This window comes from Chryseobacterium sp. OSA05B (genome assembly GCF_019970065.1).
Lineage (GTDB): Bacteria > Bacteroidota > Bacteroidia > Flavobacteriales > Weeksellaceae > Chryseobacterium.
In genome coordinates, this window is sequence record NZ_JAHXYH010000001.1 from 969,074 (window position 1) to 990,830 (window position 21,757).

At 37.6% G+C, this 21,757-nt stretch carries 23 protein-coding genes; 13 read left to right on the forward strand and 10 right to left on the reverse strand.

Translation table 11 applies throughout. The features are described from left to right. Positions 1 to 23 precede the first annotated feature (23 nt). Positions 24 to 587 (reverse strand): TetR/AcrR family transcriptional regulator, encoded by a 564-nt coding sequence (locus LC419_RS04420; RefSeq protein ID WP_223606224.1) that lies wholly within the window; start codon positions 585 to 587, stop codon positions 24 to 26. Between the two features lie 213 nt (positions 588 to 800). Here LC419_RS04420 and LC419_RS04425 point away from each other — a divergent pair, with 213 nt between their 5' ends. Both LC419_RS04425 and LC419_RS04430 read left to right on the forward strand, forming a co-directional pair. After that, positions 801 to 1,280: a VOC family protein gene (locus LC419_RS04425; RefSeq protein ID WP_223606225.1), complete on the forward strand. Its 480-nt coding sequence runs from the start codon at positions 801 to 803 to the stop codon at positions 1,278 to 1,280. Positions 1,281 to 1,369: 89 nt separating this feature from the next. Further along, positions 1,370 to 1,993, forward strand: coding sequence for a hypothetical protein (locus tag LC419_RS04430; protein ID WP_223606226.1), 624 nt, complete (start codon positions 1,370 to 1,372; stop codon positions 1,991 to 1,993). Here LC419_RS04430 and LC419_RS04435 read toward each other — a convergent pair. After that, the gene (locus LC419_RS04435) at positions 1,981 to 3,021 is read right to left on the reverse strand and encodes an NAD-dependent epimerase/dehydratase family protein (RefSeq protein ID WP_223606227.1); all 1,041 of its coding nucleotides are present in this window, start codon (positions 3,019 to 3,021) and stop codon (positions 1,981 to 1,983) included. The genes LC419_RS04430 and LC419_RS04435 overlap by 13 nt on opposite strands. Positions 3,022 to 3,336: 315 nt before the next feature. Continuing rightward, positions 3,337 to 3,912 (reverse strand): Crp/Fnr family transcriptional regulator, encoded by a 576-nt coding sequence (locus LC419_RS04440; protein WP_223606228.1) that lies wholly within the window; start codon positions 3,910 to 3,912, stop codon positions 3,337 to 3,339. A 132-nt stretch (positions 3,913 to 4,044) separates the two neighbouring features. Between LC419_RS04440 and LC419_RS04445 the strand changes: the two genes are divergently transcribed. Together LC419_RS04445 and LC419_RS04450 are read left to right on the forward strand one after the other, a co-directional pair. Further along, entirely contained in the window at positions 4,045 to 6,414 is a 2,370-nt protein-coding gene (locus LC419_RS04445) for an outer membrane beta-barrel family protein (RefSeq protein WP_223606229.1), read from the forward strand. Between the two features lie 38 nt (positions 6,415 to 6,452). After that, positions 6,453 to 7,199, forward strand: coding sequence for a hypothetical protein (locus LC419_RS04450; RefSeq protein WP_223606230.1), 747 nt, complete (start codon positions 6,453 to 6,455; stop codon positions 7,197 to 7,199). Here LC419_RS04450 and LC419_RS04455 read toward each other — a convergent pair. Beyond that, positions 7,167 to 7,538, reverse strand: coding sequence for a hypothetical protein (locus tag LC419_RS04455; RefSeq protein ID WP_223606231.1), 372 nt, complete (start codon positions 7,536 to 7,538; stop codon positions 7,167 to 7,169). The two genes, LC419_RS04450 and LC419_RS04455, sit on opposite strands and share 33 nt — an antisense overlap. Further along, positions 7,538 to 7,672 (reverse strand): hypothetical protein, encoded by a 135-nt coding sequence (locus tag LC419_RS24115; protein ID WP_262901688.1) that lies wholly within the window; start codon positions 7,670 to 7,672, stop codon positions 7,538 to 7,540. The genes LC419_RS04455 and LC419_RS24115 overlap by 1 nt, the downstream gene beginning before the upstream one ends. A gap of 88 nt (positions 7,673 to 7,760) precedes the next feature. Here LC419_RS24115 and LC419_RS04460 point away from each other — a divergent pair, with 88 nt between their 5' ends. From LC419_RS04460 to LC419_RS04495, 8 genes are all read left to right on the forward strand, one after another. Beyond that, positions 7,761 to 8,381, forward strand: a complete 621-nt coding sequence (locus LC419_RS04460; protein WP_223606232.1) for a TetR/AcrR family transcriptional regulator — start codon at positions 7,761 to 7,763, stop codon at positions 8,379 to 8,381. A gap of 2 nt (positions 8,382 to 8,383) precedes the next feature. Then, positions 8,384 to 8,848, forward strand: coding sequence for a GNAT family N-acetyltransferase (locus LC419_RS04465; protein ID WP_223606233.1), 465 nt, complete (start codon positions 8,384 to 8,386; stop codon positions 8,846 to 8,848). A 229-nt stretch (positions 8,849 to 9,077) separates the two neighbouring features. Further along, on the forward strand, positions 9,078 to 9,899 hold the full coding sequence (locus tag LC419_RS04470) for an AraC family transcriptional regulator (protein WP_223606234.1): 822 nt from the start codon (positions 9,078 to 9,080) through the stop codon (positions 9,897 to 9,899). A gap of 76 nt (positions 9,900 to 9,975) precedes the next feature. After that, entirely contained in the window at positions 9,976 to 10,566 is a 591-nt protein-coding gene (locus LC419_RS04475; RefSeq protein ID WP_223606235.1) for an NAD(P)H-dependent oxidoreductase, read from the forward strand. A 497-nt stretch (positions 10,567 to 11,063) separates the two neighbouring features. After that, positions 11,064 to 12,263, forward strand: a complete 1,200-nt coding sequence (tyrS, locus tag LC419_RS04480; protein WP_223606236.1) for a tyrosine--tRNA ligase — start codon at positions 11,064 to 11,066, stop codon at positions 12,261 to 12,263. Positions 12,264 to 12,317: 54 nt separating this feature from the next. After that, complete coding sequence (locus LC419_RS04485; RefSeq protein ID WP_223606237.1) at positions 12,318 to 12,839, forward strand: 3'-5' exoribonuclease; 522 nt, start codon at positions 12,318 to 12,320, stop codon at positions 12,837 to 12,839. Positions 12,840 to 12,856: 17 nt separating this feature from the next. Then, positions 12,857 to 13,639 (forward strand): hypothetical protein, encoded by a 783-nt coding sequence (locus LC419_RS04490; protein ID WP_223606238.1) that lies wholly within the window; start codon positions 12,857 to 12,859, stop codon positions 13,637 to 13,639. 54 nt (positions 13,640 to 13,693) lie between these two features. Beyond that, positions 13,694 to 14,131 carry an N-acetyltransferase gene (locus tag LC419_RS04495; RefSeq protein WP_223606239.1) on the forward strand — a complete coding sequence of 146 codons (438 nt, stop codon included), beginning with the start codon at positions 13,694 to 13,696 and terminating at the stop codon, positions 14,129 to 14,131. Positions 14,132 to 14,141: 10 nt separating this feature from the next. Here LC419_RS04495 and LC419_RS04500 read toward each other — a convergent pair whose 3' ends face one another. Continuing rightward, on the reverse strand, positions 14,142 to 15,614 hold the full coding sequence (locus LC419_RS04500) for a hypothetical protein (protein ID WP_223606240.1): 1,473 nt from the start codon (positions 15,612 to 15,614) through the stop codon (positions 14,142 to 14,144). 554 nt (positions 15,615 to 16,168) lie between these two features. Here LC419_RS04500 and LC419_RS04505 point away from each other — a divergent pair. Then, complete coding sequence (locus LC419_RS04505; protein ID WP_223606241.1) at positions 16,169 to 16,816, forward strand: T9SS type A sorting domain-containing protein; 648 nt, start codon at positions 16,169 to 16,171, stop codon at positions 16,814 to 16,816. Between the two features lie 421 nt (positions 16,817 to 17,237). Here the strand turns inward: LC419_RS04505 and LC419_RS04510 are convergent, their stop codons facing one another. Genes LC419_RS04510 through LC419_RS04525 form a run of 4 tightly spaced genes read right to left on the reverse strand, consistent with a single transcriptional unit; the run spans position 17,238 to position 21,720 of the window. Further along, positions 17,238 to 18,749 (reverse strand): helix-hairpin-helix domain-containing protein, encoded by a 1,512-nt coding sequence (locus tag LC419_RS04510; protein ID WP_223606242.1) that lies wholly within the window; start codon positions 18,747 to 18,749, stop codon positions 17,238 to 17,240. 2 nt (positions 18,750 to 18,751) lie between these two features. Next, entirely contained in the window at positions 18,752 to 19,981 is a 1,230-nt protein-coding gene (locus LC419_RS04515) for a PP2C family serine/threonine-protein phosphatase (protein WP_223606243.1), read from the reverse strand. Positions 19,982 to 20,018: 37 nt separating this feature from the next. Continuing rightward, positions 20,019 to 21,062, reverse strand: a complete 1,044-nt coding sequence (locus LC419_RS04520) for a TerY-C metal binding domain-containing protein (RefSeq protein ID WP_223606244.1) — start codon at positions 21,060 to 21,062, stop codon at positions 20,019 to 20,021. 19 nt (positions 21,063 to 21,081) lie between these two features. After that, positions 21,082 to 21,720 carry a VWA domain-containing protein gene (locus LC419_RS04525; RefSeq protein ID WP_223606245.1) on the reverse strand — a complete coding sequence of 213 codons (639 nt, stop codon included), beginning with the start codon at positions 21,718 to 21,720 and terminating at the stop codon, positions 21,082 to 21,084. Positions 21,721 to 21,757: the final 37 nt, after the last annotated feature.

Sequence of the window (21,757 nt, forward strand, 5' to 3'; positions counted from 1 at the left end):
CTATTTTTTAAAGGAGAAAAAAATTAAGACAACTGAGCCTTAATCATTTTTTGGATTTGATCAAAAGAATCTGTGTTTTTATGGATCGTAGAAGTGACTACAGCACCTTCTATCAAAAGAAAAATTTGTTCCGTAAGCATATCTGTATCGATATCCTTTTTATTTTCGGCATGTTCATTGACCATTGTTCGGATCATTTCCTTTTGTTTTTCCTTGTGCTGTCTGGCAAAATCAGAAACAGCAGGACTGCTGTCTCCTACTTCGGCCACAATTTTTATAAAATGGCAGCCTGCAAATTTTGAAGATTTTTGTAATTTTTTCCGGTAATCTATCAGCGAAAGGAGTTTTTCTCCCGGGTCAGAAATTTTGGAAGAATGTTCTTCAAAACCGTTGAACCATTCTACTTCCTGTTTGATCAAATAAGCCTGGAGAAGATCATTCTTGGATGAGAAGTGATTGTACAGTGATCCGATCGCAATATCTGCCTCAGCAATAATCTGGTTGATTCCCGTTGAATTGAAGCCTTGTCTGTAAAACAGATCCGAAGCCACTCTGATGATTCTTTCCTGTACTTTTTCTTTTTTCATCCTGAAAATTTTTACAAAGGTAAGATAAAAATAGATAAGTCTATCTATTTTTATCTTTTCACAAACCGTTTCGAATTGAGATGATACTCAGGTTTTGGCTAAAGCCTATTTTTATTGAATATTACCTTGTTTTAGTATCAATATGTTCTTTCCAATTTAAAAATATCTCTGTAATTTCCATCCCTAATCCCATGTGTAAAAATGAAAAAGCTAATGATAAAGAATAAAGAAATTCCGTTTGTACGATTTTTATATGGTTCCATTACCCTTTTACTCCTCTTATCCTGTAACCCTAAAGAAAAAAATATGAATCCTTCCAATCCTGTTGTTTACTTCGAAATTCCTGTCACTGATATGAAACGTGCCGAGCATTTTTACACGGCTGTTTTTAATTTCACTTTTGAAAAAGAAGATATTGACGGTTATGAAATGTCTTTATTTCCCTTTGAAGAAAAAAGCAGTGGTATTACCGGAGCACTGGCAAAAGGTGATGTGTATCAACCGACAAAAGATGGAATTATTATTTATTTTAAAACAGAAAATATTGACCGCACATTAGCAAGGGTGCTTCAGAATGGCGGAAAAATACTCTATCCTAAAAAAATCAATGAAAAGTATGGATTTGCAGTCGCTGAATTGGAAGACTCTGAAGGAAACCGGATTGCCCTTCATGAAACCATCAAAAATGATTAATCATTCACTGCATAATATTTTTGATTTTAATCGCTACATATTTCGTATCTTTAGGTACCATTTTGGAAAAGATCATGTGGTATCAAGCAATGGCAGAAGAACTTTATTTCATCAAAACGAATCCGAATATTGCTAAAATCAATTTGTACAATAAAATCTGCCGTGAGGAAGAAAATGTCCTGAGTTTTCTCCAGGCTGATGCCAAAGTAAGCCTTGAAATTATCAAAAATAAAGTAAAAGATTCTGTGGAAGACCTTTCCAAAGAAGAGCTTTCAAGTATTTTCACGTGGTTCAGTAATGCATACCCAACAGATAGTGAAGAAGCTAAAACCCAGCTGTTCATCCATGGTCTCGATCTTTTCTACGAAATCCCGAAAGAAGAAAATGTACATTCTTTCCAGGAAATTCTTTCCGATTACGAGAAGTACTCCAAACAGAAGCTTGATTTCAGAGTGAATTCTCAAAATTTCAATCAGTTTCTGATCTATGGTCTGTTTTTCACAGACATTGCGCTGGAGGAAAAAGGAAGCTGTGCAGTACTTTCCCATTATTTAAAAACGGAACATCCGGCTTTATATGCCCTTGCAGAAGAGCAGTTCCGGGCAAAAGGATCCGGTCAAAGTAACGATCTTGCACTACAGCATTATTTCGGAGAACTTTATGATCTGACGAAATATTATAAAGGATCTATTATTCAGCTTTACACCCCGTAAAAAGAGGCTTTTTCAAGCCCCAGAAGATTTTTATTTTTCATCAGATAATCCAATGCTTCTTTTACGGCCAGTTCGGGACTTTTTGGATTAAACCCCAATTCATTTCTGGATTTGGAAATATCAAAATCCTGCTGAAGTCCGGAGAACATCGCAATATCTTTCCTCGTCAGCAAAGGTGGTTTTCCATTGAATTTTGCGGTCACCTCCATAATTCCTGCAATAGCATACAGTAAAAGTTTGGGAACTGAACCCGGTACTTTTACATCCAGTTCAGGATATAATTTACCTGCTAAAATAGTGGTATCTGTTATTGTCATACACTTTTCATTAGCTAAAATATAACGTTCACCCGGGCGTCCTTTTTGGGCAGCGAGATAGCATCCTTCTGCTACATCCTTTACATCAATCCAATTCAGTGTGATCTTTGTATCGACTGGGATTTCTTTATTCAGAATAAGCTTCAGGATATTGTAGGAAACATTCAATGGGAAAAAAGCATCACTGCCAATCATTGCGGAAGGCATTACGGAAACCAGTTCAACACCCAGCTTCTGCGCCAATTCGAAAGCCAGTTTTTCGCCATCATTTTTAGAATTGTAATACATATCTCTTCTGTCCGGATTATAGCCACCAATCTCTCTTGCCGGAAGTTTTGAATAATTTAAAGCAGCAATTGAGCTTACATAAACTATTTTCTTTACACCGGCTTCAGCTGCCGCTTCTATCGTATTCCGGGTACCGTTGATATTCACGTCATAGATTTCCTTTTTCGGATCTTTTGCCCAAAGTTTAAAGGCAGCGCCCACAGCATAAAAAGTTTCCACGCCCTGAAGTGCCTGTACAAAAGAAGTTTTATCTGTGATATCAGCCTGTACAAGCTCACAGTTCAGCCCTTCGAAAGGTTTTGTGTTGTTCCTATTTCTCACTGCTGCCCGTACTGGAATCCCCTTTTTTAATAAAAGCCTTACCACATTATTTCCCAAATGTCCGTTGGCCCCTGAAACCAGAGCCAGATTGTTCTTGATCATTGCATTGATTTTAATGCTGTAAAGTTCACCATCCCTGCTCCGGAACCACTTGACTTTTGTTAGTTTTTGTTGCTGTTTGGCAGTTACTAGTTGACAGTTGCTAGTTCAAACCGCGAAACACGCATCCCGAAACTTTATGACTAGCTGAAAATTAATGTAAAAGTCCCGTGTCTGAAATCTGATGTCTGTTATCTGACATCTAAAATCTTCATTCACCATTCACTTGCTAAGCAAAATTGACCATTGACTTACCAAAATTGATTAAAGTCTGATGTCTGATGTCTAGCATCTTGGCTCTTTGTTCTTGGTTCTTAATCAGTTAATTATTTTCCTCCGTATCCTACTCAGACTTTCCGGTTTCATTCCCAAAAAAGAAGCGATATACTGAATGGGAACATTCTGAATGATCTCCGGATAATTGTCTATCAGTTGAAGATAACGTTGTTCTCCATTCAAGACCGACAGTTCTCGGGAACGATTTTCATTGTAAGCAATAGACTTCTGAAACACGGAAATGCTGAAATCCTTCATCACCTGACTGCTGCTGACCAGCTTATCAAGATTTTCTTTGGTGATTCTTAAAAGGGTGCAGTCTGTAATACACTGTACACTATCTTCAGATCTCGTTTGGCTGATAAAATGGGTATAAGAGGTGAAAAATCCGGGAGGGCAATTGATATGTGTTGTGACTTCATTACCGCCCTCATCCATATAAAACAGCCTGAGATATCCGGATACAATATAGTACAAATGTCCGGGAATATTTCCTGCCTCTTCAAGGAGAGTATTTTTTGGATAACTGACTGGTTCAAAGTACATTTTAACCGTTTCAATTTCATCAGAACTGAAATTAAAATCAGAATTCATCTCCTGTAAAAGCCTGTCATGCATGATGAAATATTTTTCGGAATATATTACAAAAATAGCCAAAACAAAACCTGATTTACTGAAAGCTTCTCTATTTTTTCCAACTTCTTATGTAATGCCACCGGTTGATGGACTGTTATATGTGAAAAGCCAACCATGAACCGAAAGATTATTCTTCTTTTAAGTCTTGTCTCATCCACTTACTTTTTCGCACAAAGCCTTGAAGGCACAGTGACCGACCTGCAGAACAAACCTGCCCCGGAAACTGAAGTACTCATTACAAAAGCGGATACCAAATTTTCTGCGATCACAGACGAGAACGGGATGTTTAAAATTCCATTAAAAGAGGATGGAAACTATATTCTTGAAATTATTAAAAACGGGGTAAAAACCAACAGTGAAACTATTACCGTAAAAGGAAATTCAAAAAAAGACATCCAACTGAAAGAGGTTCCGGTAGAACAAAAACTGGAAGGCGTCACTCTTACTGCCAGAAAAAAATTATTTGAAAGAAAGGTGGACCGATTGGTCTTCAATGTCGAAAATTCTGTAGCTTCACAGGGAGTTGATGCTGTGGAAGCACTTGCAAAAACGCCAATGGTTCGTGCCACGGATGATGCGATCAGTATCGCCGGGAAAAGTAATGTCGCTGTCATGATCAATGATAGGCTTCTGAATCTGAACGGCCAGGAACTGATCAATTACCTGAAAACGATCCGTTCGGATGATATTTTAAAAATCGAAGTCATCACCACACCGCCTGCCAAATATGAAGCGGAGGGAAAAAGCGGACTGATCAATATTGTGCTTAAGAAAAACTCCAGTCTGGGCTGGAACGGTTCCATTCAGACTTCGGGAAGTTCATATTGGGGAAGGCCCACAACATCGACCAGAAGTGGTGCCACTTTTAATTACCAGGGAGAAAAACTTTCGATTACCAGCAACTTATCTATCGGTGACAATTATTGGGAGAACCGTTCTTATAATTATCTTACCGGCACTACGGACAACAATTACTGGAAAACAAACAGTATCAATACAAACAATTACCGCTATAAAGGAGGTGGCTTAAAGGGTGAATATAAAATCAATGAAAAAAATCTGATCGGGTTCAATTACAATTATTCCTTCAGCAATCCGATCGAACAGGGTGAGAGTAAAGCCAGTATTTTTGATAAGGACGGCTATCTGGATGTTGCCTCAAATTTCAATAACAGAAACCGCAGAAATATTCACAATGCGAGTGCATTTTATGATGTGAAAATTGATTCTTCAGGAAGTAAGCTGAGTTTAACCGCGAATATGATGCTCAATAATTCCAATGCGAGAAATTTCTACAATACCATTACTTCGGACATTGTTTCTACTTTTGCAAATCCAGTGAGCAAGTACAGGATTTATTCCGGGCAGGCAGATCTTGAGAAAAATTTCGGTAAGATTAAAACAGAAGCGGGACTGAAGTATACCAAGATCAAAAATGATTCTGAATTTAATTTCTTCAATATTGAGAATGACCAGTATATGCTTAACACAAAAAGAACGAATACTTTCTTTTACAACGAACAGAATTATGCCGCCTATGCTTCCGCGAATTTTAAGATTAATGATAAATGGGACGCAAAAGCAGGACTTCGCTATGAATATACAACCCTGGAAGGAATTTCCATGAATGATGATTCTTCCGCGAAAATCAAATACGGGAAACTATTTCCTACCGCTTACATCAGTTATAAACCGAACGAAAATCATTCATTCTCCCTGAATTATTCAAGAAGAATTTCAAGACCGTATTTCGGAAATCTGAATCCTTTTAAATTCTATGTTTCGGAATTTGAGTACAGTACAGGGAATCCTTATCTGTTGCCGTCGTTCTCGGATAATATGGAGTTCGGCTATGTTTTAAATAATAATTTTAATGTCACCCTGTACTACAACAAAACGAAAGATGACTGGGACAGAATTCAGGTCGTGGAGGGGAAATCGAAATACAGTATTGTGAAAAATTTCTTTAATGAAGATCAGACCGGAATCAATATCAGTTATAATTACAACAAGCTGAAATGGCTGGAATCCAATGTTTTTGTGAATGCTTTTTATTCCAAAACAAAATCCTACGATCCAACGGCGATAGCTGCACCCAAGGGATACAGCGCCAATTTTAATGTTGATAATAATTTCTTTCTGAATAAAAACAAGACGCTTACTTTAATGTTTGGACTTTGGAGCAATCTCCCGAACAGAGACGGAAATACCTATTATTTTGCCAATACCTCCGTTTATACCGGGATGAAACTGAATCTGATGGAAAAGAAGCTTCTGATCAATCTGTATGTGAATGATATTCTGAACACCAACCGAAACAAAGGGATAGAATATTATCCCAACTATGACGTGGAATATTACAATAAAGGCATTACCAGAAACCTTTATCTTTCCGTAACGTACAAATTCGGGAACAATAATGTGAAAGGAGCCACGAAAGAAGTGAAATTTGAAGAATCCAAGCGGGCAGGCGGAGGAAATTAAACTTTATTTTATAATTTAGAAGCAGATACAATTTGACCATGCTGCTACAAAAAATACTGACCGGCAGTTTCCTGATATGTACAGGATTTCTGCTGGTCTCCTGCTCTAAAGACTACAAACCTGATTTCTTCAATGGTGAATGGCTATCCGATTCATTGGTTACCAAAGACAACGATCATTGGCGGGAATTTCTGCATTTTGAGAACGGTCAGGCCGCACGTACAACCTATTGGGGTAAAAAGTATCTGCTCAATAAGAATCTTCAGATAAAAGGATTGGAAATGTATGATCGTGACAAGGTCTTATTTCAAATAAAGGTTTTAGATTCCAACAAGATCATTGTAGAAGGAAAAGGTTATTTTGGAAGTTTTTTTCGAAGTGATTTCCAATTGGATCATATGAAAAAAGCGATATCAAGGGCTGAAGAAACAGAAAGACAAAGGAAAAGACTGATCGGCAAATGGAAAACTGTTGATTTTAAAACAATTTCTTTATCTACCAATGAGGAAGATGCATTGATCATACAATCGCCGGAACAAAGAAGAATAGCCGGAGTTCCAACCAACGAAATTACTTCTGTGGATTTCGGCTATAATATGCTTTTATTTCATTGCAATACCCGTACTATTCCCTTCGAATACAGCGCAGAACCTGACACCATAGAATTCCGCTCCGGAGACGTAATTTATTCTTTGAAATTTTATTTTGAAAAGGAAAGACTGATTATTGAATATCTTACATTCAGGAATATTTTAAATTCTATCACCCTTGAAAAAACTCAATAATCTGTTCTTGAGAAAATAATAAACTACACCTCCAGCAAGATAAGCTACAACATCCAAAATATCTCCTGTAAATCTTTCTGAAAGCATCGGGCAGACAACTTCAAACAAAATTGAAAGGTAGAGTGTTGAAGACAGAATAAATTTAAAATCGGGTTTCCAGTGATAGCCCAGAATGTTATTCATCAGATATTCTATGATATACGCGTACATGGGAACCGTGATAAAATCAGTCAGATGATTGCTCATCACCGGAATAACAATTCCTTTCCTTCTCAGAAAAATAATCAATAGCCAGACGGCAATTCCTAGCAAAAACCAGCATGAAATTTTATTTTTCATCACATATGAAGTATGGCCATAATGAATCCTATGATAATCTGCAGGATTTTCACCAGTGTTTCCTGTACCGCTTTTCCCTTTTGGGCGCTTCTGTTTTCAGCAGTTTCGTAATTGAATATTTTTTTTCCTTCCATCCCGGTAGATTTTATAATGCAAAGATATAAAAATTAGAACAAATGTTCTAATTTTGAAATATGATTTAAAGTCTCTTATATTTGGACTATGAAAACCAAGGATAAAATATTATCAAAAGCATTGGAGTTATTCAATGAAAAGGGCTACAACAATATCACCACGAGGCATATTGCAGCCGGACTTAACATTAGTGCGGGAAATCTGCATTATCATTTTAAGCATTCGGAAGATATTATTAAGATCCTTTTTTCTGAACTGATCCTTAAAATGGATGTTTTAATGAATGATCTCCGGAAAATAGAAAACAAAACGCTGGAAGATCTGTATCATTTTACTTTTTCAACCTATGAGGTTTTCTATTCTTTCCGCTTCATCTTCATGAATTTCTTTGATATTCTAAAAAAAATTCCGGTCATAGAATCACAATATGAATCAATTAACATCACCAGAAAAGATGAGTTCAGGGAAATTTTCGAAGGTTTTCAGAAAGACCATATTTTCAGAAATGACATTCCAGATTTTATCCTGGGAAGCCTCACCACACAGATTTTTATCATCGCAGACAACTGGCTCATCCACAACAGCCTTTCTTTTAAACTCAACAAAGAAGAGGCAGTAAAGCATTATGCATTGATTCAGATGAATCTTTTTTATCCTTTGCTTACTACTGAACAGCAGAAAATTTACAAATCAAAATATATCAGCTAATCATGATCATCAGAAAAGCAACTCCCGGCGATCTTGCAGAAATGCGCACCCTTTTTTCAGATACCGTCACTTCTGTCTGTAAAAACGATTATGACAGTGATCAAATCAATGCATGGAAATCCGGCGCGGAAAATGAAGAAAGATGGCTCAGGGTCATCGATCATCAATTCGTCATCGTCGCTAAAGTTAATGGTCAAATGGCAGGGTTTTGTACCCTTGATCAGGGAAATTATATCGATCTTCTTTTCGTTCATAAGGATTTTCAGCAACAGGGAATTGCCCGGAAAATGTATACCTTTATAGAACAGGAAGCCACGGTCCGCAAGGAAAAGATTCTGGCCGCCGATGTCAGTAAAACAGCGAGACCTTTCTTTGAAAAAATGGGTTTTAAAATGATCAGGGAACAAACCGTTGAGGTAAAAGGAATCGGTCTTACCAACTATAAAATGGAGAAAGAGTTAAATTAACCTGAGTTTGGGATAAGAAAATTAAGCGTTTTTAGAGAATTTTGAATTTTGGATTATGGATTTTGAATCTTATTATCCGCCACTAATTCACCATTCACTTGCGAAGCAAAATTCACCATTGACATGATAATTTTGAATTATTGATTTTGAATTTTATAAACACGCAGTTAAGAATTGACAATTCACTTGGGAAGCAAAATTCACCATTGCCTTATAAAAAATCTTTGTCATGCAGGAATCACAACCGGAATATCACCAGCTTAAAATATCAGTTCCCCAGGAATTTGAAAGTGTATTCACTCATTTTTATTTCGCGGAAAACGGTTCTTCCCATTCTGTGACGAAAACCCTGCTTCCCTCCTACCAAACGATTATGCTGTTCTCTTTCGGGGAAAATGTTTTTATGACCACTCAGGAAAATACAGTGGCTGAAGTGGACAAATGTGTTGTTTTAGGCCCTGTACGACAGGCTTTTGACTATACACTGCCTGTGGGAAGTTCTATTCTCGTGGCTAATTTTAAAGACAATGCTTTTTACCGTTTCTTCGGAAAAGCGATGATTTCCAGCCACGGCACTGACCCTGATGAGCTTTTGCAGGACAATTGTTTTACGGAACTCTGGCATCAGATCTCTGAATTCGATTCTCCACAGGAAAAAACCACACATATTCTTGAATTCTGCCGTCCTTATCTTCAGGATCAGGATGAAACAAGCCGCTTGCTGAGTAATTTTGAAAACATCGGTCTTAACCCTGTAAAAACCATTGCAGAACAAACCAGTCAAAGCGAGAGAAATATCCAGATGAAACAGAAAGATCAGTTTGGCTATTCCTCCAAAGAACTTGCCCGTTACAGCCGCTTTCTTAAAGCAATTACCCTCATTGAGAAAGAACAGGAAAGGAACAAAAAGATCGAATGGTTCAGTATTATTGATGAATGTGGTTACTATGATCAGAGCCAGCTTATCCATGATTTTAAGCATTTTATTAATATTTCTCCATCCAAATACGTAAAGTTCCAAAAGGATATCTGCCGCTCCGGATCGGACTGATTCAATTTCGTTTTCTTACAATTTTTGCGGCTTCTGCTGCTCTACATTTGTCTTATTCATTTAAACAATAAAAACGATGAGACATTTAATCATTTACGCACATCCCAATGAAAACAGCCTGAACAGCGGTTTGCTTCAAACCGTTATTGAAAGCCTGGAAAAAGACCAATACGAAATAGTAGTAAGAGACCTGAACAAAATAGGATTTAATCCGGTTTTCTCTCTGGAAGACATGCAGGGACAGTTCGCAGGGAAAATTGCAGACGATGTAAAAACAGAGCAGGACTATATTTCCTGGGCTGAACAGATTACATTTATTTACCCCATCTGGTGGACCGGGATGCCTGCCATCATCAAAGGCTATATTGACCGGGTTTTCAGTTATGGCTTCGCCTACCGATATGATCAGGGTGTACAGAAGGGATTGTTAAAAGGAAAAAAAGCAGTCATTATCAATACCCACGGAAAATCTCATGAAGAATATGAACGTATGGGCATGGACAAAGCGCTTACCCTAACTTCCGACAACGGAATTTTCCTGTACAGCGGTTTTGAAATCATTCAGCACTTCTTTTTTGACAAGGCTGATAAAGCAGCTCCCGAGGAAGTGAACATTTGGAAAGAGCAGATCAGAAACACGTATTCACAGCCGGTTTTTAACCTTTAAAATCAATAAAAATGGAAAAATTAGCAGCAAAACAGACCGTCGGTCCTCTATTATTCAGGACATATAAGCTAACCAAGAAAATCATTAAATACGCATTATTTATAACGATTCTTTATTTTGCATATAAAGGATTTATGGCATGGAATTAGCTGCAGGAGCGATAAGTAAAATTGTTTTTGAAACCTTTATTTTAAGCCATTAGGACTGTTAAACTGTTAAGAACAGTGAGTTTTTTTATAAATCTTAACTGATATGGAACTTTACAGCGGGTCTTAATGGTTTAGATATTGGATTATCATCAAAAAGCTTTTATATTTACATGATCAATGAAACATTTAAACAGCATATTGCGTCTTCCTTTTTTCAGTGAGTATTACTCCCCGGCGAAACGTTCGGGAAGACTTTCTATATCTGTAATTTAATAAGAATAATCTAATTTATATATAGAGCCCGGACAGCATTGTCCGGGCTTTTTTTGTTTTAAAAACCCAATTATTATGATCAGTACATTACAAGAAAATGCAGCCATCATCCTACCGGAAAACGGTCTGGAACAAAAACTCAAACAGGCTGAACAGGAAAACAGGAAATTAATTATCAAACTGGGATTTGATCCTACCGCTCCGGATTTGCATCTGGGTCATGCTGTCGTGCTCAAAAAACTGAAAAAGTTTCAGGAACTGGGACATCAGATCGTGATCGTGGTTGGAAGTTTTACAGCCCGAATTGGTGATCCGACCGGAAAAAACAAGGCCAGAAAACCGTTAAGTGTTGAAGATGTCAACCATAATGCGCAGACGTACATCAATCAGCTATCGAAGATTATTGATGTGGAAAAAACCAAAATTGTTTTTAATTCAGACTGGCTGGATGCCTTGAATTTTTCAGAGGTCATTCAGCTGATGTCAAAGGTCACGGTAGCCCAACTGATGCACAGGAATGATTTCAATAAAAGATTTACGGAAAACACTCCGATTGCTATGCATGAGCTTGTGTACCCTATCCTTCAGGGTTTCGATTCTGTACAGATTAAATGCGATATTGAGATGGGCGGAACGGATCAGCTTTTCAACTGTACCATGGGAAGGCAGCTTCAGGAAGTTCATCAGATGTCAGCGCAGGTTGTCATGTGTATGCCTCTGCTCAAAGGTCTTGACGGCAAAGAAAAAATGAGCAAATCACTGAACAACATTATCGGACTTACGGACGAACCTAATGATATGTTTGGAAAAACCATGTCGATCCCGGACAATCTTATCGATGAATTTATTGACCTTGCTTCTGATTTTTCTGCTGAGGAAAAGAAAGATTTACATTTAAAAATACAAAACGGCGAAAATCCAATGAACATTAAGAAACTGATCGCTAAGAATATCATTACCCAATACCATGATCACGCAGCAGCAGAACTGGCAGAAGAATTTTTCAGCAACCAGTTTCAAAGTAAAAACGCCGAAGAAAAAGTCTATGAACCGGTTTCTTTAGTTTCACTTCAACATCAAGAAAACCTGATCACATTGGTGGAATTGTGCAGTCAGCTTAAAAGTGACCTCAGCAAATCAGCAGTCCGCAGAATGATCCAAAGCGGAGGCATTCAGATTAATCAGATCAAAATAACAGATCCGGATGAAGAAATTGAATTACTCCCACAGACAAAGGTGAAAATCGGAAGAAGAGATTTTTTTGAACTCTTTTAAATCTTAAGAGTCGTGAGGTAATTTTCAATATATTCGTTTGATTAAATAAAAGTGATGAGCTATATTATGGTGGATATTGAATCGGATGGCCCGATTCCCGGAGATTTTTCGATGATCTGCTTTGGAGCGGTCCTTGTGAATGAGGAACTGGATACTACGTTCTACGGAAAACTGAAACCTATTTCGGAAAAATTCAATCCGGATGCTTTGGCGGTTTCGGGCTTCAGCAGAGAAGAAACGACGCAGTTTGATGATCCCAAAGAAGTGATGCTGGAATTTGAAGAATGGATTGAGAAAAACTCCAAAGGAAGACCTATTTTCATCAGTGACAATAACGGTTTCGACTGGATGTTTATCTGCTGGTACTTTCATCATTTTACCGGAAAAAATCCTTTCGGTTATTCATCAAGAAGACTGTCTGATCTGTATTGCGGGCTGGAAAAAGATACTTTCGCCCAATGGAAACATCTCCGTAAAACAGAACATACGCATCATCCTGTAGACGATGCCAAAGGAAACGCAGAAGTTTTGCTGTATATGAAAAAAGAAATGGGTCTGAAAATAGGTTTGAAATAATTTACAGATACAAGTACGTGGGAAGAAATACCGAAATTTATATGTTCGATAAGGAGAAGGCGTCTGCCCGTCTTTATGAGGATCTGCAACACAGAACATTCCACACCGGAACATTTAAAGCGTTTCTGGAAGACAGAAAAAAAGAAATCGGCACCTATGATATCACCCTTGAAAAAGTACTCGAAAAGATTAGAAATGACATCAATACCATAACGCCCGATGAACTGTTTGAGATCAATATTTTTCTCAGCGAAGATATGTATTCAGAATATACAGGGAGCGATTATGCCACAAGGGAAAAATATTTTGAGGAATTGTATGACCGTTATGGACTTATCCGGCTGTATGAACTTCCCACCTCAACGATTTGTACCAGCTATATGTTTCAATATGCGAACTATACGCATTATTTCCCCATTTACGAACTGGAGAATTATGGATTAAAGAAATGTGACGGCGGTATTAATATAGATTCAACAGATTTTTTAAAATTCAATGATTATATGATCCTGCTGATGAAAATGATCCTGGATAGAAAAATGGACGGTTATGAATATGACTTTACAAAAAACGAAGAGGACATCATCCAGCGTATAACGGCACACCATCAGAATAATCTGATTCTGTTCAAAGAAATTGAAAGTGAATGTGATTTTATAAAAGACTGTTCCTCTGATGAAAAGGGTCCTTACGCACAGACCATCTACTATGCCTATGCCTTTTTTAAACAGTCCATTGAAATGAAACTGAGAATTAATGCGGAAAAAAATCCTAGAATCGTTATCTTAGATTCCTATTAATTCTTGGCGGATAACAACGATCTGCCTCAAAAAATCAGATCTCCTACACAACCTATGAACAAGACGATCACCTATAGAAAAGCCTCAGAAAACGACATTGATTATCTTCTTGATCTAAGAACGAAAACCATGAATCAGCATTACGCAGATTCCAAGCTCCCAACGGACAGAGAAACAACGCTTCAGAGAATCCTGTATCAGTTCGACAAAGCCCATATCATCCTTTTAAACGATAAACCTGCCGGATTATTGAAGATCAACAAGACTGATGAAAAAACAGAAGTTCTGCAGCTGCAGATAGACCCCATCCAACAAGGGAAAGGGCTTGGAAAAATGATTTTAACAGCTATTCTGAGAGAAGCTTCCGAAGCAGGAAAAACAGTAGCATTAAGCGTCTTAAAAACCAATAAAGCCCAACATTTATATAACAGTCTGGGGTTTAAAACTGTAGATGAGGATGAGCATTCTTATTTTATGGAATTTCCCCTATAGGAGCCTGCAATCATTTTATTAAATTATCAAGCCATACATATACATCAATATCACCGGGAATATTTAATTTCTTTCGTAATTTATATTTTTTCGTCTGCACGGTTCTTACCGAAATATAAGTGTATTCTGCGATATCCTTGGTAGAAAAATTCAAATACAGATAGGCACAAAATCTTAGCTCTGAACTTTGAACAGCATCATTAACAGACAATATTTTCGCCGAAAATTCAGGAAACAACTGATTGAATCTTGTCAGAAATTCAGGTTTATTGCCTTTGGCAAGTAACACAACTTCTTTAAACGATTCATTATATTGATCCATTCCGGTTAAGTCACTTAAAGGAATATCTTTTTTATCCAGAGTCTTTTCTTTATATTTTTTATAAAAAAAGAAGGCAAAGTAAATGAGTCCTGTACTGACCACAAGGATGATGACCAGTGTATCAATCAATATTTCATTGCTGCTTTTCAGATTTTGCATTTGCTTTCGGTCTCTGATATCCAAAGACTTATTGAAGTTGATACCTGTCTTACTGTTATTTTTCTGGAGCTCAACTATTTTCTTCAAATAGTAATTAATACTGTCCTTTCTTCCCTCTCTTTCATATAATTCGAGCAAGGAGTTATATACAGCAAGCTTAGTATCATACCTTGGCAAATATTTCTCTTCGATTTTTTTGGCCATAAGATAGTAGTTCTGTGCTTTCCCATAGTCTTGATCCTCCATGTATACAGATCCGGCAGTCTGGTACGTATAATATTTAATATCTGCATTTCTCACATCATCCAAATGGTCAGCATTCCCTAAAGCTTCTTTAATGTACATTCTGGCTGAATCCAGTTTATCCATACCAAGATAAACAGCCGCTAAATAAGCAGTAGATTTATAACTGTCTTCGATTTGAGCCTGATGTTTTTTCCCGGGTATCATGTCAAGGTTTTTTTTCTCCCGGCATAATTTTGAAATTTTATATGCCTCCCTGAAACATCTTAAAGACTCAGCATTATTTTGCATAAATATATTGATGCTTCCCCGCATTAATAAAATAAAATAATTATAATAAGGGTAATTTTTGGCCCGAGGTTCTGCAGAAAATTCATTAAGCTCGTCTAGTGCTTTTACATATTCTCCTGAATATATGTATATATTGGACTGCAAACACTTCAAACTGAAAAATTCTTCCAAACTTGTATCTGCAGTAATTAGCTGCCTGCTGTTTATTTTTTCAATATACTCTAAAGCTTTCGCATTATTATCGTTTTTGCTGTAAATCCGGGCAATTTTGAGATAGCCTGTCCCTTCACATGCCTCACATTTTTTTATGATATTTTGAATTTTCAGAATGTCTTTATCATTTGCAGGCATGAGATCTATATCACGGATGATTTTTTTTAGCTGATCATCCGTCAGATTTTGAGTACAGCTGAAAGAACCTAAAAACACACTTAATGAGAAGAAGAAAAAAAATAATTTTTTTACCATTTTTTAATACTATTTAATTGAATGCTAAAATAAAAACACTTATCCTCTTTATAACATACGTATTACCTACTACATTTTGATAATCAAATATTTAAAATAAAAATTTATGAAAAATCAAATGACTATTTCTCAATTCTCTATTAAATGTTGTTTAAATAAAATCCTGTTTCCAAACACCCAACCTGAATAATCCGGTCCAGACTTTTTCTGCTTAAGCATATTTATTAATTCTTTATCCAAAAATAGCTGAGCCTAAAGTCTTATTTTACACTTCCATACATTTACCTGATGTCCTTAAATATCTACGTATCCCATACTGCTTCTGCTGTGTTCCTTTTTTGGAGTGCTCATATTTTAATGTAAATACCTAATTTCGGATCATTCAAAAATCGTCACGTATTTTTTTCATTAGTGTTAGTGTATTTTTTAAACTTGAGCAGGCTGGCTATTTCAAAAACAGCCTGTCTTAAGTGTTAGAAAGTTTCAGAACCATCCCATATTACCTTAGCAATTTTTTAAATCTTATACCTATTAACAATTAAATTTTTTTTTACATGCAAACAAAACTACTTTTTCAATGGACTATGATCATTTTCTTCATGGCTCTAAGTCCAAAAAGCTTCGGCAGAACAATCATTCTTAACATCAATAATGCCAACTCAGACGGCTCTCTTTATCAGAGAAATGAAAATGTTGTCATTGGAGACAAAATCAGGTTTACCAATAATTTACCGTACACGATTAACCAACAAAACAGCAGCTTTATCAATGACGGGGCAGGCAGTATTCCTGTCAACATTCCTCCTGGAGGCTTTCATGAGATAGAACTAACTTCTGCCTCAAAAACCCAGTTTACATTTGTTCATATGCTTATGGCCCAAAACAAATACTACAACAGCAGGATCAATCTAACTTTTCCGGCGGCTTTAGGGGTGGACGATACCGTAAACAAAACAAAAAGTAAGACCCAGGTTTTTCCGAATCCATGCAGTGATGTCTTGAATATCACCTCGGCAGAAAACATCAGTGGACTGGATCTTTATGATGTCACAGGGAAATTACTGTTTACTCAAAAATCAACAGGTTCAAAGGAGGAAAACAAGGGAAATATTAAAATGAATTCTTACTTAAAAGGTAAATATTTTTTAAGGATAAGAAATACTGACGGCTCATCTTCTGTAATAAGCGTTGCTAAAAAATAATTGAAATAGCTGACAAACCCAAACTGGTAAATTATACTTTCTTCCGGCTTTATTTTCTGGAATCATACTTGGAAAAAAAAGGCCGGAAGAAATTTTAGCACAATTTATTTATCAAAAGATTTTCTGAAAATCGCTTGCTTTTCTTTTCTGATTACCCCTAAATAAAACGATTGATATCAATTGATTGGATTAAAAATTACCCACACAAATTTTCTTTCTTTTCTTTATGTTGAAGAATTGCTTGTCTGGCTTTTAGTGAAAATTGCCTTGGTATTTCCGTTTATACCGTTTATACTCTCACGGTATAAACTACTCTTTATGGTCGCCAAAAACACGGTACTCATATCCGTACTTATTTTGGATACTGCTTCTGCTCATAAAATATTATAAAAATTAAATATCAGATCACAATTAGTTCACTCTATTGGTTCGCCAAAGTAACAAATATCAGCCTTCCCCCTTCTTCAGCAGACAAAAGTATTTTCTTACCATCCGTCAGTTCCACCATAGATCCCGGCGGAATCTCTTTCTGTTCCGTAACATCCTTCATCGAAGTCAGACTCTGATTCACCAGCACCCATCTTCCTTCATGAAAAGTGAAATATCCGACAGGCATTTTATCCTGCATCGTAAGGTTTTCATTTCTGATAACCTTTCTTGACACATGCCATTTGAATAAATACTGATTGTTATAAACCATTAGTCTGTGGTTTTCAGGTTTCCAGACTTCATCATCAAATTTAAAATACAGATCCAGTACAGGAAGCGGTCCCCGGTGTGGTGTTCCACAGAAAGGGCATTTCGGATTGCTGGTATTATCGAAGACGTACCATTTTTCGGTACATTCCGCATTGTAGCAAGGCTGAATCAGATCGGCGGTCTTTAACAGCGCGGTTTCCCATTCATTGGCGGTGGGACGTCTGATCGGATCGTGAAGCCCGTCTATAAATGCTTTTTTAAACAGTTCGGAAAGATAAGGACCCGCAGCCGTAAAAGGAATTTTCTGAGGATCACCCCAGAATGCGTCCCATTTTCTGAGATGATCCGCTTTTACCTGATTGGACGGATCCTGGAAATGTTCTATGAATAAAGCTTTTTCACCCATTGAAATCACCTCATCTTTTTCCGAATCCAGATCCCAGATTTTCCCTCCTCTCAAAGGATGTCTTCTGAACAGGTACATATAAATCAGCACCGCCAGTGCATGAAGATCTGTTTTCTGATTAGGGAGATGCCTTCCCGGATCCTGCATGCTCAGATGTTTGGTCTTTAAAACTTCGGGAGCAATAAAATCTGCCGTTCCTATGACTTCCGGCGGGAAGAGTTTCGGAACAACCAATCCGTCTATATCAATGATGCAGGCAGATTTCGTCACAGGATCTATCAGAATATTGTTGTAGGAAAGATCGGAGTGCGCCAGTCCCATCTGATGAAGCTTTTTCACGCCCCTGCTGATATTGATGGTAATCTGAAAATAGCTCAGCCAGTCCCCAAGTTCCGAATGATCCAGCCTCAACGGATATTGCTGATTCCTGAACATCGGAGCCGTAAACCATTTCCCGACTTTATCCTGACCCTGAATATTATCTGATCCGATATACCCTTTCGCAAAGAAGAATTTTTTATGGTAAATGGGAACCACAATTCCCGTCAGCTTATTTTTTTCTACAATATCATACGGCCATCTGAAAATTTCATTCAGAAAATAATCTGATGAATTTCCGTTTCGTATATTTCCGAGATACGTGGAAACAATCCTCATGAGACGCTCTTTCTGTCCGGCATCCAGAGGAGTCCGGTAGAAGGCCACCACATATTCCCTGTCCGGCGAAAAATAAACATCTTTCACTCCGCCTCTGATTGGGCTTTCGTCTACGTATTCATAGGATTTTGCTGTATCCAGGATAGAAGCAACGGTAACGGTTTTTTTCATGTTTAATAGATTATGGCCAGTGTTCTGTCATCATGATTTCCCCGGCTCCAGAAATCGGTCCAGGCAAGAAGCTGTTGATCAATATGATTATCGTTAATAAAATCTACTTTCGCCCGGTCATCGTTGTTTCCGGCCAGATCATTAAAGAATGCTTTCCAGCTGCCGATATCTTCAAGCTTACTTTCTGTCACGAATTTTGGATCGTAAATACCATCCGTCATCAGTACGAGATAAGAAAAATCATGAACGCAGTTTATTCCAAATCTTGAAGCCGGATCATCGTTGAAAATCTCTTTCATCGTGATGAAACGGGTTCCGCCACCAAATTCTCCAATATCCATTTGATTTAAAAGTTTTACTTCAGAAAAATCCGGACTGATCAGGTTGATCGGGCAATCTCCCACTCCAAAAGTGAGAATGACATAACCGAAATCAAACTTTTTTGTCAGTACAAAAATCAGTGTCGTATGGAAATCCTTTATCGAAAATGAATGCTCTGTTGCCATTTGATCCAAAACATCATAAACATGAAGAATGCCTTTATACAGAAGTTTTAAAACGTTTTCTCCCGCTTCGGACCGTGTTTCTTTTGATGAATCAGAACCATTGTAAACGATTTCAATATTTTGTTCGATTATGTTTAAAGTTTCTTCTGAATTGAAAAAACTGTTTACAGAAACCACTGCCAGTCTTGAACCTTCTCTTGCCATAACAGCAGAACCGGCACCATCTGCCATGGAAACAATATTCCAGCCTGCAGGAAGTTGATTTACAGCAAAATCATCATCTCTGAATTTTCCTTCATGGGCATGGGAACGTCCTCTTTTTGAGACAACGGTGATTTTTTTATCCAGAAATTTCCCTTTGTAGGAGGTTTCATCGGGTTTATGGTAAATATTGTTGGTGTCGGATGGAATGTTTTTCCAAAGGTCTTTCGGATCTGCATTGACGAACAGATGAACTTTTTTGATCTCTGCAGTGGTTTCATCATGGATATGACAGAATTCAATATCCAGATCATGGACAGTGTTTACATACGGAATTCCGGATATTGTATTGTTTTCGAAGGTAAGTCCTGTCTCCTGAAGATTGGCGATATTTTTAATCTTTATATTCGGAAAGTCATCCATCTCAAAACGGTGTTCATAAAACTGCTTTGAGTTGGCATTTTTAAGCACCAGATGAACTTCTTTAAATTCTTCAATTTCTCTGTAAATAAGAGCTTTTTCCATGGTTCGTGTTGGGTTTCAGCAATAGGATTTCCTTTCGTTATCCCAGCGTTCGGTTAATATCAAATCCTTCGCTGGAAAATCCGTAATAATCCGAAGTTCCGCACCATGGGCATTTGTTGTACCCTTCTCCCTTCAAGCAATGAATTCCGCCACATGAGCAGGTTGCCAATGCAATGGGATTGGCACAATGAGGACATGACGTGCCTCCCTGAAGTTCTTCAATCGAAATTTTAAGATTATTTTTCTGGGAAGAAGAAAGCCTGTAATAGGATTTTTCATCAATTTTATAGGCTCCATCCAGTCTGTAATATCTGGTAGACATTCCCGGTATGCTTGATTCGGCGAATGTCTTTTTAAATTTCATTAAATACAGTTTCTCTGTTTCTGAACATTTCCCGTTTAAAACAACAAAATTATTGTCCGGAAACTTCTGCTCGAGTTCAGGGTTTACTTTTTCAAGGATAATAGAATCGATTTTGGAAAGATTAATTCCTTCTTTATTGGCTTCGGTAACACTCTGGCTTGTTGTTTTAATGGAATCAGTCACCCATTTGAAAAATTCTTTATAAGAATTTTCATCAGAATTGTTGAACAATAAAACATTGTCCGACAAGGTTCCAAGCAGTTTATAATTGGTATTTTCTCCTATCGAAACCGCAATCGTATTGGATTTTCCGTGGTATTTATTATTCCATCTTTCAATCGCTTTTGTAGCATCATCGGTAGGAACGCCGTCTGTAAAAAGAAAAACAATCGGTTTCCAATCACCTTTTCTTTCATAAGTTGTTTTCACAATATCCCTGTCTATGCAGTCCATTACTTTAATAAGCCCCTGAGACAGCGATGTACCACTACCAATCGGGATCTTCGGCGGATAAAAACTGATGATATCCTGAAGCGGCGTAATAACCTCAGCCTCTCCCGCGAAACCTATAATAGAAATATAGACCGTTTCCAGTGAATACGGATCTTTCTTTAATTCTCTGATGATATTGGCAATACCTTCCTGTACCTGCTCAATAGGTTCTCCAACCATAGATTCGGAGACATCAACTAAAAAATAAATGGGCAGTCTTCTCATGATTATAAAGACAAGTGATTTAGATAATAATATTAAGCTCGGATGGCGGCGGAGGCAGCGGTGTACTTTCTCCCGTTCCCTGTGATTTTCCTCCCATCGTAATGGATGAACTTACCCATTTGAAAAATGAGGACAGTGTAATCGCATCGGTAGTATCCAGTTTTACCACGTGATCTGTAAGCTCCTTCAGGAACTGTTCATCTGCTTTTGGACCTGCAGCACAACCTACGATAGCCCCAAATTCAAGATCTCTGATCACCGGGATCATCTGTCTGTATTTCTGGATATCAGATGGTTTTCCGTCTGTAAATATAAACAGTAACGGTCTCCAGTCTTCTTTTTCATCCGAAGAACCTCTGATCAGTTCTTTCTCCACAAGTTCCGCAACCATCTCCAATGCTGCACCGGTATGGGTGGGTCCACTGTCCGGGCAAGTAATTTCCATAGGATAAAAACTGGCCAGATCGGTAAGCGGAATGATATTTTTAACCTCACGGTCAAAAGTGATCACGCTCAGATGAAGGCTGTCCATTGCCTGGGGATCTGCCCGGAGCATGCTTATCAGCCCGTTAAATCCATTATTGAGTGCCTGGATGGGTTCTCCGTTCATAGAACCTGAAGTATCCAGTAAAAAGTATGCTAATAGTCTCCTGCTCATGGTATGGTGTTAATTTTGAAGCCGGCAGCGAAAGTTG